Source organism: Synechococcus sp. MIT S9504 (assembly GCF_047497135.1).
In the GTDB taxonomy this organism is placed as follows: domain Bacteria; phylum Cyanobacteriota; class Cyanobacteriia; order PCC-6307; family Cyanobiaceae; genus Synechococcus_C.
In genome coordinates this window covers 1,182,177-1,196,453 of the sequence record NZ_CP138942.1, presented here as the reverse complement: position 1 = coordinate 1,196,453, position 14,277 = coordinate 1,182,177, and the positions used below count along the sequence as shown (strand labels likewise).

General features: G+C 55.5%; 16 protein-coding genes. 12 read left to right on the top strand and 4 right to left on the bottom strand.

Annotated elements, in window-relative coordinates; translation table 11 throughout:
- Positions 1-62 precede the first annotated feature (62 nt).
- Complete coding sequence (gene rpmF, locus SIB58_RS07000; RefSeq protein WP_066907424.1) at positions 63-239, top strand: 50S ribosomal protein L32; 177 nt, start codon at positions 63-65, stop codon at positions 237-239.
- On the opposite strand, the gene SIB58_RS06995 is transcribed toward rpmF, so the two are convergent.
- The 3 genes from SIB58_RS06995 to SIB58_RS06985 are packed head-to-tail and all read right to left on the bottom strand — an operon-like array spanning position 203 to position 2,293.
- Positions 203-1,162, bottom strand: a complete 960-nt coding sequence (locus SIB58_RS06995; protein ID WP_066907746.1) for a kinase — start codon at positions 1,160-1,162, stop codon at positions 203-205. The genes rpmF and SIB58_RS06995 overlap by 37 nt on opposite strands.
- Before the next feature lie 16 nt (positions 1,163-1,178).
- On the bottom strand, positions 1,179-1,517 hold the full coding sequence (locus SIB58_RS06990) for a DUF565 domain-containing protein (RefSeq protein WP_066907421.1): 339 nt from the start codon (positions 1,515-1,517) through the stop codon (positions 1,179-1,181).
- The gene (locus SIB58_RS06985; protein WP_369813425.1) at positions 1,514-2,293 is read right to left on the bottom strand and encodes an HAD-IA family hydrolase; all 780 of its coding nucleotides are present in this window, start codon (positions 2,291-2,293) and stop codon (positions 1,514-1,516) included. Before SIB58_RS06985 ends, SIB58_RS06990 begins: the two co-directional genes overlap by 4 nt.
- A 63-nt stretch (positions 2,294-2,356) precedes the next feature.
- Here SIB58_RS06985 and recJ point away from each other — a divergent pair, with 63 nt between their 5' ends.
- Together recJ and SIB58_RS06975 are read left to right on the top strand one after the other, a co-directional pair.
- The gene (gene recJ, locus SIB58_RS06980) at positions 2,357-4,252 is read left to right on the top strand and encodes a single-stranded-DNA-specific exonuclease RecJ (RefSeq protein WP_066907740.1); all 1,896 of its coding nucleotides are present in this window, start codon (positions 2,357-2,359) and stop codon (positions 4,250-4,252) included.
- On the top strand, positions 4,249-5,613 hold the full coding sequence (locus tag SIB58_RS06975; protein WP_066907418.1) for a chloride channel protein: 1,365 nt from the start codon (positions 4,249-4,251) through the stop codon (positions 5,611-5,613). The genes recJ and SIB58_RS06975 overlap by 4 nt, the downstream gene beginning before the upstream one ends.
- Here SIB58_RS06975 and psb30 read toward each other — a convergent pair.
- Positions 5,592-5,699, bottom strand: a complete 108-nt coding sequence (gene psb30 / locus SIB58_RS06970) for a photosystem II reaction center protein Ycf12/Psb30 (protein WP_074159310.1) — start codon at positions 5,697-5,699, stop codon at positions 5,592-5,594. The genes SIB58_RS06975 and psb30 overlap by 22 nt on opposite strands.
- Before the next feature lie 135 nt (positions 5,700-5,834).
- Here psb30 and SIB58_RS06965 point away from each other — a divergent pair, with 135 nt between their 5' ends.
- The 9 genes from SIB58_RS06965 to SIB58_RS06925 all read left to right on the top strand — a co-directional run bounded on the left by SIB58_RS06965 (position 5,835) and on the right by SIB58_RS06925 (position 14,276).
- On the top strand, positions 5,835-6,203 hold the full coding sequence (locus SIB58_RS06965; protein WP_066907415.1) for a YkgJ family cysteine cluster protein: 369 nt from the start codon (positions 5,835-5,837) through the stop codon (positions 6,201-6,203).
- Entirely contained in the window at positions 6,203-6,532 is a 330-nt protein-coding gene (locus SIB58_RS06960; RefSeq protein ID WP_066907412.1) for a TMEM165/GDT1 family protein, read from the top strand. Before SIB58_RS06965 ends, SIB58_RS06960 begins: the two co-directional genes overlap by 1 nt.
- A 42-nt stretch (positions 6,533-6,574) precedes the next feature.
- Positions 6,575-6,880 carry a TMEM165/GDT1 family protein gene (locus SIB58_RS06955; RefSeq protein ID WP_066907409.1) on the top strand — a complete coding sequence of 102 codons (306 nt, stop codon included), beginning with the start codon at positions 6,575-6,577 and terminating at the stop codon, positions 6,878-6,880.
- A gap of 121 nt (positions 6,881-7,001) precedes the next feature.
- Positions 7,002-9,368 carry an RNB domain-containing ribonuclease gene (locus tag SIB58_RS06950; protein ID WP_066907406.1) on the top strand — a complete coding sequence of 789 codons (2,367 nt, stop codon included), beginning with the start codon at positions 7,002-7,004 and terminating at the stop codon, positions 9,366-9,368.
- Positions 9,365-9,973 carry a flavin prenyltransferase UbiX gene (locus tag SIB58_RS06945; RefSeq protein ID WP_066907403.1) on the top strand — a complete coding sequence of 203 codons (609 nt, stop codon included), beginning with the start codon at positions 9,365-9,367 and terminating at the stop codon, positions 9,971-9,973. Before SIB58_RS06950 ends, SIB58_RS06945 begins: the two co-directional genes overlap by 4 nt.
- Positions 9,970-10,473: a hypothetical protein gene (locus SIB58_RS06940; protein WP_066907400.1), complete on the top strand. Its 504-nt coding sequence runs from the start codon at positions 9,970-9,972 to the stop codon at positions 10,471-10,473. The genes SIB58_RS06945 and SIB58_RS06940 overlap by 4 nt, the downstream gene beginning before the upstream one ends.
- Positions 10,474-11,154: 681 nt before the next feature.
- Positions 11,155-11,673: a DUF2996 domain-containing protein gene (locus SIB58_RS06935; RefSeq protein WP_066907737.1), complete on the top strand. Its 519-nt coding sequence runs from the start codon at positions 11,155-11,157 to the stop codon at positions 11,671-11,673.
- Positions 11,674-11,745: 72 nt separating this feature from the next.
- The gene (gene acsF, locus SIB58_RS06930) at positions 11,746-12,828 is read left to right on the top strand and encodes a magnesium-protoporphyrin IX monomethyl ester (oxidative) cyclase (RefSeq protein ID WP_067325586.1); all 1,083 of its coding nucleotides are present in this window, start codon (positions 11,746-11,748) and stop codon (positions 12,826-12,828) included.
- The gene (locus SIB58_RS06925; protein ID WP_067325497.1) at positions 12,828-14,276 is read left to right on the top strand and encodes a TldD/PmbA family protein; all 1,449 of its coding nucleotides are present in this window, start codon (positions 12,828-12,830) and stop codon (positions 14,274-14,276) included. The genes acsF and SIB58_RS06925 overlap by 1 nt, the downstream gene beginning before the upstream one ends.
- Position 14,277: the final 1 nt, after the last annotated feature.

Genomic DNA, 14,277 nt, shown 5'->3' with positions numbered 1-14,277 from the left:
AGCGATTTGACGAGTGGCCTCTTCGAAGTGGATCATGGCTGTTTGGCAGTGAACCGCCCGCGATGGCCGTCCCGAAGAAGAAAACCTCAAAAAGCAAGCGCAACCAGCGTCATGCTGTCTGGAAGGCCAAGGCTGCCACTGCGGCTCAGCGTGCTCTCTCCATTGGCAAGTCTGTGCTGAGTGGCCGTGCTCAGGGCTTCGTCTATCCCGTTGCTGAAGAGGACGAGGCTGAAAGCTGAGTGTTCAGCACATGGATCTCACGCACGTCGCGTGATTCCGTGAGATCCATCACAGCACTGCTCAGGCGAAGGTTGCGTAACCAACTCGGTGGCAATGCGGCAAGCACCATGCGGTTGAAGTCTGATAGGTCGCTCGTGCGGTAGCCCACACCGCTTTGCTGTTCCAGAGTGACCAGTTGCTGCTGCTTCCAGCGAGAGGACATGTCGCTTCGAACAGCTCGCAAATGCCAGAGGTCATCAAGGAACGCCCAGATCTCTTGATACTCAGCGAGTAAGGAAACGGCTCTGGACCGCCAAGAAAGCTCCTGTTCTGATAACCCTTCAAGGATTTCGGTTTCAATCGAGGGGAGCGGGGAGACCCCCAGAAACCAACCTTCCATCAGCACCACTTGTGGTCGTGAACTGCTGCTTCCGTATCGATCTCCCCGGCCATTGCGAAGTGATTTGTCAAAGCGTGGAGCTGTGATCTGCCCGTTTGTTTTCCACTCATCAAGCGATTGCAGGAGCCCATCAATGTCATGACTGCCCGGAAGAGCTCTCGGCACAGACCAGGGATTGCCTTGCATCCTTTTGTCCAGCAGCTCCGCGGGCCAGTAGAAATCATCAAGTGAAAGATGTTCCACCGGCCAACCCAGTTGTTGAGACGCTGATTTGACCCAGTTGCACAGGGTTGACTTGCCGCAACCAGGCAGGGCGCTGACACCAAGGATCACACGCTCTCCACAATGCAGAGCCGACTCAACTCGGCTCAGCAATGGCAGACCAACGAAGGCAACCCAGCCATCAACAACCGGCACCGACCATTGATCTCTGGCCAGGTTGAGGCCGCCGACGCGCTCCCATCGATCCCACCAGTCCTCAACGTTGGACCAATCCAGGTTTGCAAGCAAAGGCAGCAGACCGTCAGGGACCCGCTGGGGCATGGAATCGCTTTGGCGATCAGGATCCAAGTTTGTAAGCCTCAAGCACAACGGCATAGACCGTGCCGATGCGCAAATTGTCGAGGGCTAGCCAGGGGAGTGGCCACGGTCCGGGATGCACTTTGCTGCGCAGGCGCACGATCAGTTCAATGATGAGCACCATCACCAGCACCGCTACAGGACGGTTCTGACCGGACCTCTGAAACCAGATCATCGTCACGTTGCTGCCGATGATGAAGCCGAACAGCAAAGCGAGAACCCCGACACTGCGCCGTCTCCACGGGCCAATCAGGGTTTGGTTCAATAGCCTGCCGATGCGCCGCTGCAACTGCTCGTAGCGAGTGGCCTGAAGGGTCATCGCGAGGTGGCCGAAAGCAGCAACTCCAGATACTCCAGCGTGATCAGACCTTCTGCACAAGGGGGTCCACTGAAGATTCTTGCCTTTTGCTCATCCTCTCCGAGCTGATCGATCACGGCTGAAGCATGCTGCTGGCTGTTTTCAAGCTCTCTGTCCCATGGGGATGGGGTCAGGACACAGCACAGACCGGCTGCACGGGCTGACTGCAGTCCAGGGGTTGAATCCTCAAAAACCACAACAGAGGCACGATCTGATCCACTGAGATCAAGAGCCAGTTGATAAGGGTCAGGATGCGGTTTGTGCCTGTACACGTCATCGGCAGTGACCATTCCCTCAAAAATTCCGGTGAGCTCACCTGAAAAAGACTCGATTAATGCAAGAACCGAGGCTTCTCCACTGCTGGTCACAATCCACTGCTGCACATCGGCTCGGTTGAGTTCATGCAGAAGTCGACTGACACCAGGTCGCAGAGTGATGGCTCCGGAAGAAACGACCTTGAGATAGTGCTGTTGTTTTGATCGACGTAATCGTTCCAGTAATTCAGCATCAAGCGTGTCTCCCACTCGCTGCGCGTAGGACTGCATCCGCTGTCGTCCTCCAGGAATGCTCAGCAATTCGGAATAGAGCTGCTCATTCCAGTTCCAGCTGAGGCCACAGTCTGCAAAAGCCTGATTGAACGCCTGGCGATGGCCATTCAGCTCGGTGTCAGCAAGCGTTCCATCCACATCCCAGAAAACAGCCTGCAAACGGGTCATGTCGGTGATCCGATCGTGCACCAGCTTGACCGATCGCTTTTGAGGCGACGACGACCCACAATGCAGCCAATCATTTCCTTCGGCATGGTGGCGGGCGCCCGGGATCAGCAGTGGCGACTCCCACGACCGATCGAGGGTGACCCACTGCCCTCAGTGAATCTTCCATTGGCTCTGAAAGCAGTCCTCTTCAGACGAGGACTCCAGAGTCCTGAGCAGGTGATGTTGCTTCTCAGCGATCAACCGTTGCCGGCAGCAGATGATCATTTCCCTGAGCTTTGCCCGGCACTCAAACGGCTTAAAACGGCATGCCTCAACAAGGAGACAGTCGCCATCTGTGGCGATTATGACGCCGATGGCATGACCAGCACTGCTCTTTTGATGCGTGCTTTTGAGGCCATGGGCGCCACTCCACAAGCGGCGATTCCAAGCCGAATGGCCGATGGATATGGTCTGAACAGCGGCATGGTTGAGCAGCTTCATGCAGAGGGCGTCCGTTTGCTGGTGACGGTCGACAACGGTGTGGCTGCTCATGAAGCTCTGCAGAAGGCTTCAGAACTGGGCGTCGAAGTGATCCTCACTGATCACCACACCCTTCCTGCCAACCGTCCGACAGCACTTGCTCTGATTCATCCTGCAACCACTCCGAAGGACTCTCCTTATGGGGGTCTGGCAGGGGTGGGACTGGCCTATGTGTTGGCCAGAGCTTTGGCGGAGGAGTTGAAGAAACCTGATGCGATCACCACAGCAAGGGATCTGTTCTGCATTGGAACGGTGGCCGATATGGCACCACTCACCGGAGCTAATCGAACCCTGCTGCGGGAAGGGCTGAGTCATCTACATCGAAGCAGCTGCCCCGGAGTTCAGGCTCTGCAGCAACTGGCCGGGCTTGGAGACCGTCCTTTGCGTGCTGACGACATCGGTTTCCAGCTGGCACCGAGAATCAACGCGGTTGGCCGCATCGGTGAACCCTCCCTGGTGGTTGACCTGCTCACAGCTGATGATCCCAATCGCGCCTTCGAGCTCGGCCGTCAGTGCGACGCACTCAATCGTCAGCGACGCGAGCTCTGTGATGCGATCGAAGCGGAGGCTGTTGCATTGCTTGAAAGTGATCCATCACCTTTACCTCCCTTTCTGTTGCTTGCGCAGGCTCATTGGCATCACGGGGTGATTGGCATCGTTGCCGCACGTCTAGTTGAGCGATATCAAAGACCCGCAGCGCTTCTTGCCAGTGACGGCGAAGGACGCATGCGCGCTTCGGTGCGTGCACCTGACGGTTTCGCTGTCGATCGTGCGTTGCAGCAATGCAGTGATCTTCTCGAACGGCATGGAGGCCATCCAGCCGCAGGTGGATTCACCGTTCAGGTCCCTGCTGTCACTGCACTTCATCAGGCCCTCAACGCTCTAGCGACGCAATGGTTGCAGGGCCGGGGTGAGGATCTGCTGGTGGAACCCGAAGCATTGTTGGAGCTCGATCAAATTGATCATTCTTTCTGGCAAGCCCTGCAAAGGCTGGAACCTTTCGGGGCTGGTCATCCAAAACCTCTGTTCTGGTCACGCGCTTGCCGAATCACTGACCAACAGTCCCTGCGCGGAGGTCACTTACGGCTGAAACTTGAACAGAACGGAGTGGAGCGTGAGGCGATTGTCTGGCGCTGGCCTGAAACGGCTGTGCTCAGTCAGATCATCGATGCGATGTACACCCTCACTCAGAATCACTGGCGTGGTGAGACCCGTTTTCAGCTGGAGATCCAGGCTCTTCGTCCCCATCTGGAAGTGATGGAACTGCGTCGTTTGCGCGGCAGTTACCGCGTCCAGCGCATCGACAACACAAGCTTTGAGTTGACCAATCCAGAGGGCAAGTCACTGGTGAGCCGGGTCAATCGCGAGGGTGTGCTGGAAAGCGACGACAGTCGCGCCTCACACCCTTACGTTGCAGCTTTACTTCAGGAGGCTTGTATCGGCCTCGGTTTACGCCCATGAGTCCGGATAGTCGTCACGAACCAGTCCTGATTCCGGGAACGCTGCCGTCACAGAGCCGGCTCAAAGGCGTTGTGCGGCATTTCATCGGTCTCGTTCTGGTCGGAGTGTTGATCGGACTGGCATGTCTGCCTCTGAACCTTGTTGATGGTGTGCAGGATCATCTGTATGCCTTGATGCCGACCTCCGCCGATGAAGGTTGGAGCTGGAGGGGGGTGGTTGTCGCCTTCTTGCCTCTCGTGGTGATGCCGATTCTGCTGCTGCTTCAGCGTGGTCCCTGGCAAGCCGGTGCAGGCTCAGGCATTCCATCCACCATGAATGGATTAGAGGACCCTTCCCAACTGCCGAAAGCGATGGCAGCACCAGGAACAGTGCAGCGCGGGGTTCTTTGGTCCATAGCCACCATCGCCATGTTTCCGCTCGGAAGGGAGGGTCCGGTTGTTCAATTCGGTGCTGCAGTTTCGAGGGCCTGCCACCGACGCTTTCGCAACTGGCTGCCTTCTCTGAGTGAACGGCAGATTGTGGCAATCGGTGGGGGGGCGGGTCTGGCCGGCGGTTTTAACACGCCTCTGCTTGGAGCCGTGTTCATGCTCGAAGAACTCACCGCCGACTATTCGATCGTGACGATCTGGCCAGCGCTGGTGATCAGCGTGGCCGCTGCAGGGTTCTCCAACATCGGAGGAGAACCGATGTTTGGACTCGGTGTTCTCAACGTCGCTCTACCGGAAGTGGAGCAACTGATGCTTGCTTTTCCGATCGGAATCGTCTGCGGACTCGTTGGTGGATTCTTCAATAAGGGCCTGGTCTGGCTGACCGGACGTCTTGCCCCTGTGATCAAAAGAAAACCTCTGCGGACAGGTCTCTATCTCGGTGGGGGATTGACCGTTCTTGCACTGTTGAGCTGGGGAACCTCCACTTCAGATGGCGAAGCGCTCGTGCGGCAGCTCATCGAACAGGGCATGCCCAATGCCATGGGTGATGATCAGGTTTACATCAGTGGGCTCACCAGTATCTGGATCACACTGGTCAGGGTGATTGGACCGATGCTCGCGTTAAGCCCTGGAGTGCCTGGCGGCTTGATTGATCCTTCTCTGACTTTCGGTGCCGTTCTCGGCTACACGATCTGTGCAGTGGCAGGAATCAGCTCACAGGTCGGCATCGGGTTGGGTCTTGCTGCAGGACTGTCCGGAGCCACCCAACTACCCCTTGTTTCAATCGTATTCGCCTGGAGACTGGCCGGAGATCAACAGCTGTTTGCTGGTGTGGTTCTCGCTTCAGTGCTGGCTGCCTACACCGGACGCCTGGTCTGCAGAGATCCGGTGTATCACGGACTCAGCAAACTTCAGAGAGCACCACGGCGGTAGAAGAGAATAAAGATCACTGCGGGGCCGGCCAAGGTAATCAAAGCCAGTGCCGCGAAATTGGCGATCAGGTGGAAATCGAGTCCCATGAAACGGAAGCAAATAAGGGGCATGTTGCCTTATGCAGGCTACGAGGAATGCCCCCCTCCCGTACAGCTCGAACTCAACCTCTGTGATGGCTTGTCACAGCCTCAATCCACTGAACATGGTTACGAGGAGGTCTTATGACACGTCCTGAACAGCAGTGGTCCTGCATGGACCAGTGCGGTGCCTGTTGCCGACTGGCACCTGAGGAACGCCCAGAAGCAGTGGAGGCTCTTGATCCTCTTCAGCAGAAGGAATACCTGTCGATGGTGGGTGACGATGGCTGGTGCATTCATTTCGACAGTGGATCCAGACGTTGTCGGATCTATGAGACCCGTCCGGATTTCTGCCGCGTCAGCAGTCTCTGCGACTTGTTCGGTATTGCCGCTGATCACGCGGACTCATTTGCGATCGCTTGCTGCCGACAACAGATCCGTTCAGTTCATGGCGGCCGCAGCAGGGAACTGCGTAAGTTCGAACGTCTTATCCGCTCATCGGAACCTTTGTGATGACTGATTCCGGCACCACACAACGTCCTGGATTCACGACTGTCCTCCTGACAACCTTCACAACGGTTTTCCTTGCCGAGCTTGGCGATAAAACCCAGCTCGCCACACTTTTGCTTTCCGCACAATCGGGTCAACCCTGGCTTGTGTTCGGTGGTGCTGCTCTGGCGTTGATCTGCTCCAGCCTGGTTGGCGTTCTTGTGGGACGTTGGCTGTCAACCGTGATGCAACCAGAACGGCTCGAGCAGATGGCCGGACTGTTGATGTTGGGACTTGGGTTGTGGCTTGGTTCCCAGGCACTGCAGTCGTTGATCGCTGCCAACCCTTTTTAGAAGTCTTCCCTTGATCCATTTGCCATTAGACGTTGTCTTGACATGAATCTGACCCTGCTTCTTTCCACGTTCGCCACGGTTTTCCTGGCAGAGCTCGGGGACAAGACCCAACTCGCCACAGTGGCGATCAGCGGTACGTCCAACCGCCCCTTTGCCGTGTTCCTCGGCTCATCATCAGCGCTCGTCTTGGCAAGTCTGATCGGTGCCATAGCAGGTGGATCACTCTCTGGCGTTGTTCCCGCCGACTGGTTACAGCTCATGGCATCGCTCGGATTTCTGGCGATTGGTCTGAAACTGCTCTGGCCACTTCTCAGTGGTGCGGAATCAACAGCGACTGCCGACGACTGAATCTGGGGAGCACCAGGGGCCCTTAGGATTGAACAATCGAGGGAAAGCTCGGTCTTCCGCTGCACGCGCACCCGAGATGCCCCCTCCCGGTCCTGAAGGCCGGTTCCCATCAACCGTTCCGATGAAATTCACGGTCGCTGACCTGCTCGATCAGGTTCCCGATGAGGGCAACTTGGAGATTGCCAAGCTTGAAAAAATCCTCCGGCTCACCAATCGCGCCGAGAAACATTCGCTCGGTCTCGCTGTTCAAGGTCTATCAAGGCTGGGAATTCTTGCTCTCGACAGCGATGGAGGCATCAGCAAGGGTGCCGCTGACGATCTGGTCGAAGCGCGCCTTCGCTGTAGCAGCAAGGGGTTCTGTTTCGCGATTCGCGATGACGGTGGAGACGATATCTATATCCGTGATCACCAGCTCAATCACGCTTGGAACGGCGATCGGGTGCTTGTGAGGCTGACACGTGAGGGAGGTAGGCGTCGTTCTCCTGAAGGGGGCGTGCAATGCATTCTTGAGCGAGCCACCACAAGCTTGCTTGCGTCGGTGGAACAACAGGATGAACGCGTCATCGCCGTTCCTCTCGACGACCGTTTGTTGGCGTCGATTGAATTGTCTCAAGAGGACGCCACCCATGCAGAAAAACCCATCGGCATGGCTGTTGCCGAGGTGGTGCTGGATCGCTATCCGATCGCACAGTTTCCGGCACGTGGACACGTTGCACGATCGCTTCCCCTCGATGGCGGTTCCGGTGCAGACCGCGAGCTGATGCTCACCAAGGCCAATCTTCATCAGCGACCGGCTCCACCTCGTGCCAGTTTCAAGGCACCCTCAGCCAAGAAACGTGAAGACCTGAGTGACCAGCCCGCCCTGATCATCAGCGGCTGGACTGCTGATGGTGCTCCAGCTCTTCCAGCTGTGCATGTCATCCCTCACGACGGTGGTACTCGTCTTTGGATTCATGCCCCCGCTGTTGCTGAACGTCTAAGCCCGGGGAATAGTTACGACCAGTGGCTTCTCAATCAATCGGAAAGCCTCTGTCTGGGTGGGCACTGGATGCCATTGCTGAGCCCTGCTCTTGCTAAAGCCTGTTGCTTCTCAGTCGGGGAGGTTCAAGACGCAGTGTCACTGCGTTTGGATATGGGTCCCGACGGTGAATGGCGCAACTGGGAGTTTTGTCTGAGTCGGATTCGCCCTGTTGCTGAAGTGAATGCTGGGGCCCTCCATGCTCTGGAATCTCGAAAACCGAAGTCCAGAGCAGTTCCTGTCGCTCTGAAGTCGATCAAAGACCAGATTGGTCAGCTGGAAACACTCATTTTCTGTGCAACAAAGTTGCAAGAAGCTGAACGAAGAGAGGGTCGAATCGAATTGGATCTGAAGCGTGCTCAAGCTGATGATCTGGGAGATCTCAACAGCGTGTCGCCCGATGGTGATGGTCAGAGCTGGTCGATGCCACTTAACCCCAGTTGCCCTAATTCGATCCTGTCCGTGCTCATCAGGAATGCCGACCGTGTCTGGGAAGAGCACAGTCGCCAACTGGGTTTGCCAGCGATTCTTCTTGATGCTCCAGCGCCGGATGATGCTGCTCTCAATGACGTGGCCAAGGCTGCTGTCGGCCTGGACGTTCCTCTTGAATTGGACGAAGACGGAGCACCCTCTCCTTCCGAATTGGCCATGGCTTTGGCGAGCAGTGATTCGAGCCATGTGCTCAATCTTCAACTCAAGCAGGCTTTACCAGAGAGTTTTTATCGGGTTTCAGTGAACAGAAAGGAATCCAGTTCTGCAAATTCTGGAGAGGCATCCGGCGAGTCCGTTGCAGATCAGTTGCCCAATCAAGGTCCTGGTAACCGCGAGGATGATGGATCGGACAAGCATCATCTCAATCCTTTTGCACCATGGTGTTGCCCAACGTTGCATCAGGCCGATCTGATGAACCAGCAGGTGCTTTGTTCCCTGCTCAATGACGGGAAAGATCGCCCAACTGTGCGTCAGAAAAACAAAGTCAAACTGGGTGAAAAAGGTGTTGAAGCCTCAGTGAGCTGGCCTTTGTTTACGGCTTCTCAAGAGCAGAAAATCATTGACATGATCCGAGAACGCACCGTGCAGAGGTTGAATGTTCGGCGTCGCCAGGTTGAGGAGCTGAAAAGGGATCTTCTTGCAATGGCAAAGGCTCGCAGCGCAGAGCCGATGCTCAATCAGCATCAGACTGGTGTGATCAGTGGAGTTCAGAGCTACGGATTTTTTGTTGAAATTGCTCCTTCCATGGTGGAAGGTCTTGTTCATGTCAGTTCATTGAATGATGACTGGTATGAATATCGATCAAGGCAAAATCGTCTCGTTGGCCGAAGAAGCAGGCGTGTCTATCAGTTGGGCGACACCGTCGAGGTAAAAGTTCTCAAGGTTGATGTTCTTCGAAATCAGATAGACCTCGAAGTGGTTCCTGCCACGACCCCTGTTTCTGACGATCCCATGCCGGTGGCTGTGAGCGAGGAATGATTCCCTATGTGATCGGCATCAGCGGGGCCTCCGCTCAACAGCTGGCTGAACGCACATTGCAATCGATGTTGCGCCGTGATCTGAGTGTGCATGTGATTGTCAGTCGTGGCGCCCATGGAGTCTGGCGAGCGGAACGATCGATCTCTGTTCCTGTGGATCCCAGACTTCAGGAACGCTTCTGGCGTGATCGGCTTGGCGTCAAGGAAGGTCAACTCATCTGTCATCGCTGGGACGATCAGTCAGCTGTTGTCGCCAGTGGCAGCGTTCCCACCAAAGGCATGCTTGTTGTGCCCTGTTCGATGGGAACAGTTGGTCGTCTGGCGGCTGGACTCGGAGGGGACCTGCTCGAGCGCTGTGCTGATGTCCATCTCAAGGAAGGGCGTCCTCTGGTGATTGCACCGAGGGAAATGCCCTGGAACCTGCTGCATCTGCGCAACCTCACCACCCTTGCAGAAGCAGGAGCAAAAATTGCGCCGCCGATACCGGCCTGGTACACCCAGCCTGAAAGCATCGACGACATGCTCGATTTTCTGGTGATGAGGCTCCTTGACGCGTTAGGGGAAACGCTTACGGATCAGAAGCGTTGGCAGGGACCCCAGTCATGACCGCTCTACAACGCCTGTTGCTGATCCCTTCTCTTTTACCGCTACTGCTCACCTTGCTTGTCGGCGGTCTCAACCTCGGAAAGACAGGCAGTCTTCGCATCCTCACCTGGGAACTACCCAGACTTCCCCTTGGCGTATGGATGGCTGTGGCCGCCACATCTGGAGCCGTCCTCGGATCTGGTGCTGTCCTGGCGGCCGGATCGTCAACTCAACAAACACTTCAACGGGAGGTTCGACGACCGTATTCATGGCAAGAAGAATCTCCAGAGCTTGACAGTGAGCGTGCTGCCGCTGCAGCCGCAACGATGCCCTGGCCCGAGAGAGACCTGCGAGAACCTGCACCCACCGTCTCTGTTCCCTTCAGGGTGATTCGGACGGGCCGAACTTCGAAGGACAACGTTGCTCAGTCGGATCTGAAGGAGCAGGCTGTCTCCAATCCTGCTCAGACCTCAACAACAGTCGCTGATGATTGGGATCAGCCGATTCCGGCAGATTGGTGAAGCTGGTGAGAAGTCCCCTGGGCTGTCTACAGTCCCGCGAACGATTGATGTCCGGTGAGCGAAACCCCCGACACTCCTGCCAAGCCCGAAACGCCTGAAGTGCCGGCATCGGCTGCAGGTGCTGAAGGTTCAGCGCAAGCCGACGCGACTGTCTCCTCAGACAGAACCGAACCTGCGGCAGCATCGGACAAGCCCGCCAAGAGTGAAAAAGCGGCGAAAGCAGAAACAACAGAGAACGTCGAGCCTGTGACAGAAGCGGTCAAGTCCGACAAGACCGACGCAGGGGAAAAATCAGAAGCGGCGAAGAAAATCGTGCCTGCGGCAGCAACGGACAAGCCCCTCAAGAGCGAAGCAGCATCCAAACCAGAAACGGCGGAGAACATCGATCTTGCGGCAGCAGCAGATAAGCCCGTCAAGAGCGAAGCAGCATCCAAACCAGAAACGGCGGAGAAAATCGAGCCTGCGGCAGCAACGGACAAGCCCCTCAAGAGCGAAGCAGCATCCAAACCAGAAACGGCGGAGAAAATCGAGCCTGCGTCAGCAGCAGACAAGCCCGTCAAGAGCGAAGCAGCATCCAAATCAGAAACGACGGAGAACGTCGAAGCAGCTGGAGCACCGGCCGATAAGCCCGCCAAGACTGAATCAGCTTCCAAATCGGATCGAGCGGAGAAGTCAGACCCGGTGCAGAAGAAGACTGCCGCCGTCAAAGCTGATAAGGCCAGTCCTGATGCAGCTGCCGACAAGGCCACGAAGGCTGATGCAACTGACAAAACAGCCAAACCTTCCAAACCAGACAGTGCGGACAAACCGGTCAAAGCCGCAAAACCTGCTCCAAAGCCCAAACCAGAGGACAAGCCTTTTGCCAACTTCATCCAGGAGGATCTGCTGCCATCACTGACCAAATCCTTGACAGAACGCGAGCAAGCGCCGATCAGTCTCCTGCTGGTTGAGGGAGAACGACCGGTTGTGGGTGGTCTTTGTTGGATGGTTCAAGCTGAATTGCCCGCAGGGCGACGGTTCTGGCTCTGCTTCGAATCCGATTCGATCACGTCTGGCAAAACGATTGCCCTTGCTGAATCCGGTTCAGATCCAAGCCTGCTGGAATCATTCCTGATCGATGAGAAACGCATCAACCAGGCTCTGCTTGAATCCCGTTTGCTTCAACGTCTCAATGGCCAGAAGTGGTTCGGGGGCAACTGAACCAATGGGTTACACCTAGCCCCAGCTGAGTCTGGACTGCATTTACGATGCAGTAGACACACGTTGGATCTGATGGTGCCTCCCACCGCTGTGAATGACGCAAAATCCGGGGGTTCCGGAGTCGCTGTAAAAGATCCGGTCAAGGACACAATCCTGACTCCGCGCTTCTACACAACGGACTTTGAAGCCATGGCGCAGATGGATCTTAGGCCCAATGAGGCTGAGCTCGAAGCGATCTGCGAGGAATTCCGCAAGGATTACAACCGCCACCACTTTGTTCGCAACGAGGAATTCGACGGTGCAGCAGACAAACTCGACCCGGAGACGCGTCGCGTGTTCATCGAGTTCCTTGAACAGAGTTGTACTTCTGAATTTTCAGGTTTTCTTCTTTACAAGGAGCTGAGCCGTCGTATCAAGGCAAAGAATCCCCTGCTTGCTGAATGCTTTGCGCATATGGCCAGGGATGAAGCCAGACATGCTGGCTTCCTCAACAAATCCATGAGTGATTTTGGACTCCAATTGGATCTTGGATTCCTTACTGCCAATAAGAAATACACCTTCTTCAAACCAAAATTTATTTTCTACGCGACTTATCTCTCTGAAAAAATTGGTTATTGGCGCTACATCGCTATTTTCAGGCATCTTGAAAAAAATCCTGAAAGCAAAATATTCCCTATTTTCAACTTTTTTGAAAATTGGTGTCAAGATGAAAATCGCCATGGCGATTTCTTTGATGCGCTGATGAAATCGCAACCGGAAACCGTCCGTGGTCTTCGCGCTCGACTGTGGTGTCGCTTTTTTCTGTTGGCCGTCTTCGCCACAATGTACGTCAGAGATGTAGCTCGTAAGGAGTTTTATGAGGCTCTTGGTCTAGATGCTCGTGAATATGACCGAATGGTCATTGACAAAACCAACGAAACATCCGCTCGGGTGTTCCCGGTAGTTCTTGATGTGAAGAATCCCCGTTTCTACGCACGCCTGGAAAAAATTATCGTCAACAACGAGTCTTTAGAATCTGTCGATCAGAGTTCGGCTCCAAAACCTCTTAAGTTTGTGCGTAAGCTTCCACACTGGATCGCTAACGGTGCACAGATGGTATCTCTCTTCTTAATGTCACCTATTCGCAGCGAAAACTATCAGCCCAGTGTTCGCTGATGCAGTCAACTCTTCAAAAGTCTCTGGCTGGGTTCAATGATCTGGACCCAGGCCACCATCCTTGGCGTCAGCGCCTCGATTCTTTGCTGAATATCGGTGTCAGTGCCGGAGCAGATCTGGTTGAAGTGTTTCTTGAACGTACGGATCATCTCGGTGTCTTAGCTGAACAGGACAAGATCACAAGCGTGAGTCCGTCATTCGGCATGGGAGCTGGAATCCGCGTGTTTCGGTCCGGTAGAGACGGTTTCGTGAGTACGAATGATCTCAGTGATCAAGGGCTGGAAGACGCTCTTCAGCAGGCTCTGGCCATGCTCCAGCTCAATACTTCCACGCTTGCGAGCTCTGGCGGATTTGATGGGCTCGGTTCACTTCGTGACTACGGGTCCTCAAAAAACAATTGGCTGGGCAACACTCCTGACCTGGTCACGATCACTCAGCGACTGCTGGAGGGCACCGATTGTCTGGAGAAGCGTGGGCAGCATCTCGACGTGCGTCGGGGCAGCTTCGCTCGCGACTGGCAGGAGGTTCTTGTGGCAGCCAGTGATGGAACGTTTGCCCGTGACATCAGGCTGCATCAGTCCAGTGGCCTGAGTGTGCTGGCTGCCGATGGTGAACATCGCTCCAGCATCGCCCGTCGTTATGGAAGCACCGATCGTCCTGATGATTTGTGCAATTGGAACGTTGATGCCTCGGCTCAGGAGGTTTGTGACAGTGCTGTCAAAATGCTTCGGGCTGATTACGTCGACGGTGGCCAGATGCCCGTGGTGTTGGCAAACCGCTTCGGTGGTGTGATCTTCCATGAAGCTTGCGGTCACCTGCTTGAAACCACTCAGGTGGAACGTGGCTCTACACCTTTTGCTGACAGCATCGGTGAAAGCATTGCCCATTCAGCCGTCACCGCAATCGATGAAGGCATGAGTGGTGGTGCTTTTGGATCCATCTCCATGGATGACGAAGGCATGGAGCCGCAGAAAACCGTCCTGATTGAGAACGGAATCCTGCAACGTTTCCTCAGTGATCGAGCCGGTGAAATGCGTACAGGGCATGCCCGTACTGGCAGCGGTCGTCGACAGAGTCATGGTTTTGCTGCTGCAAGCCGCATGCGCAACACCTACATCGCCGCAGGCCCTCACAGTATTGATGATCTGATCAGTTCCGTTGACCATGGCCTTTATTGCAAGTCCATGGGGGCGGGCAGCGTTGGTGCGACCGGTCAGTTCAATTTCTCTGTGGAAGAGGGATACCTGATCAAAAACGGTGAACTTGGCCAACCAGTCAAAGGCGCCACGCTGATCGGCGATGCCAAGGAAGTCATGCCCAGGATCTCGATGTGTGCTGATGACCTTGAGCTGGCTGCCGGGTACTGCGGATCGGTCAGTGGCAGCGTGTTTGTGACCGTGGGTCAGCCCCACGTGAAAGTGGATTCAATCACCGTGGGAGGTCGTTGAT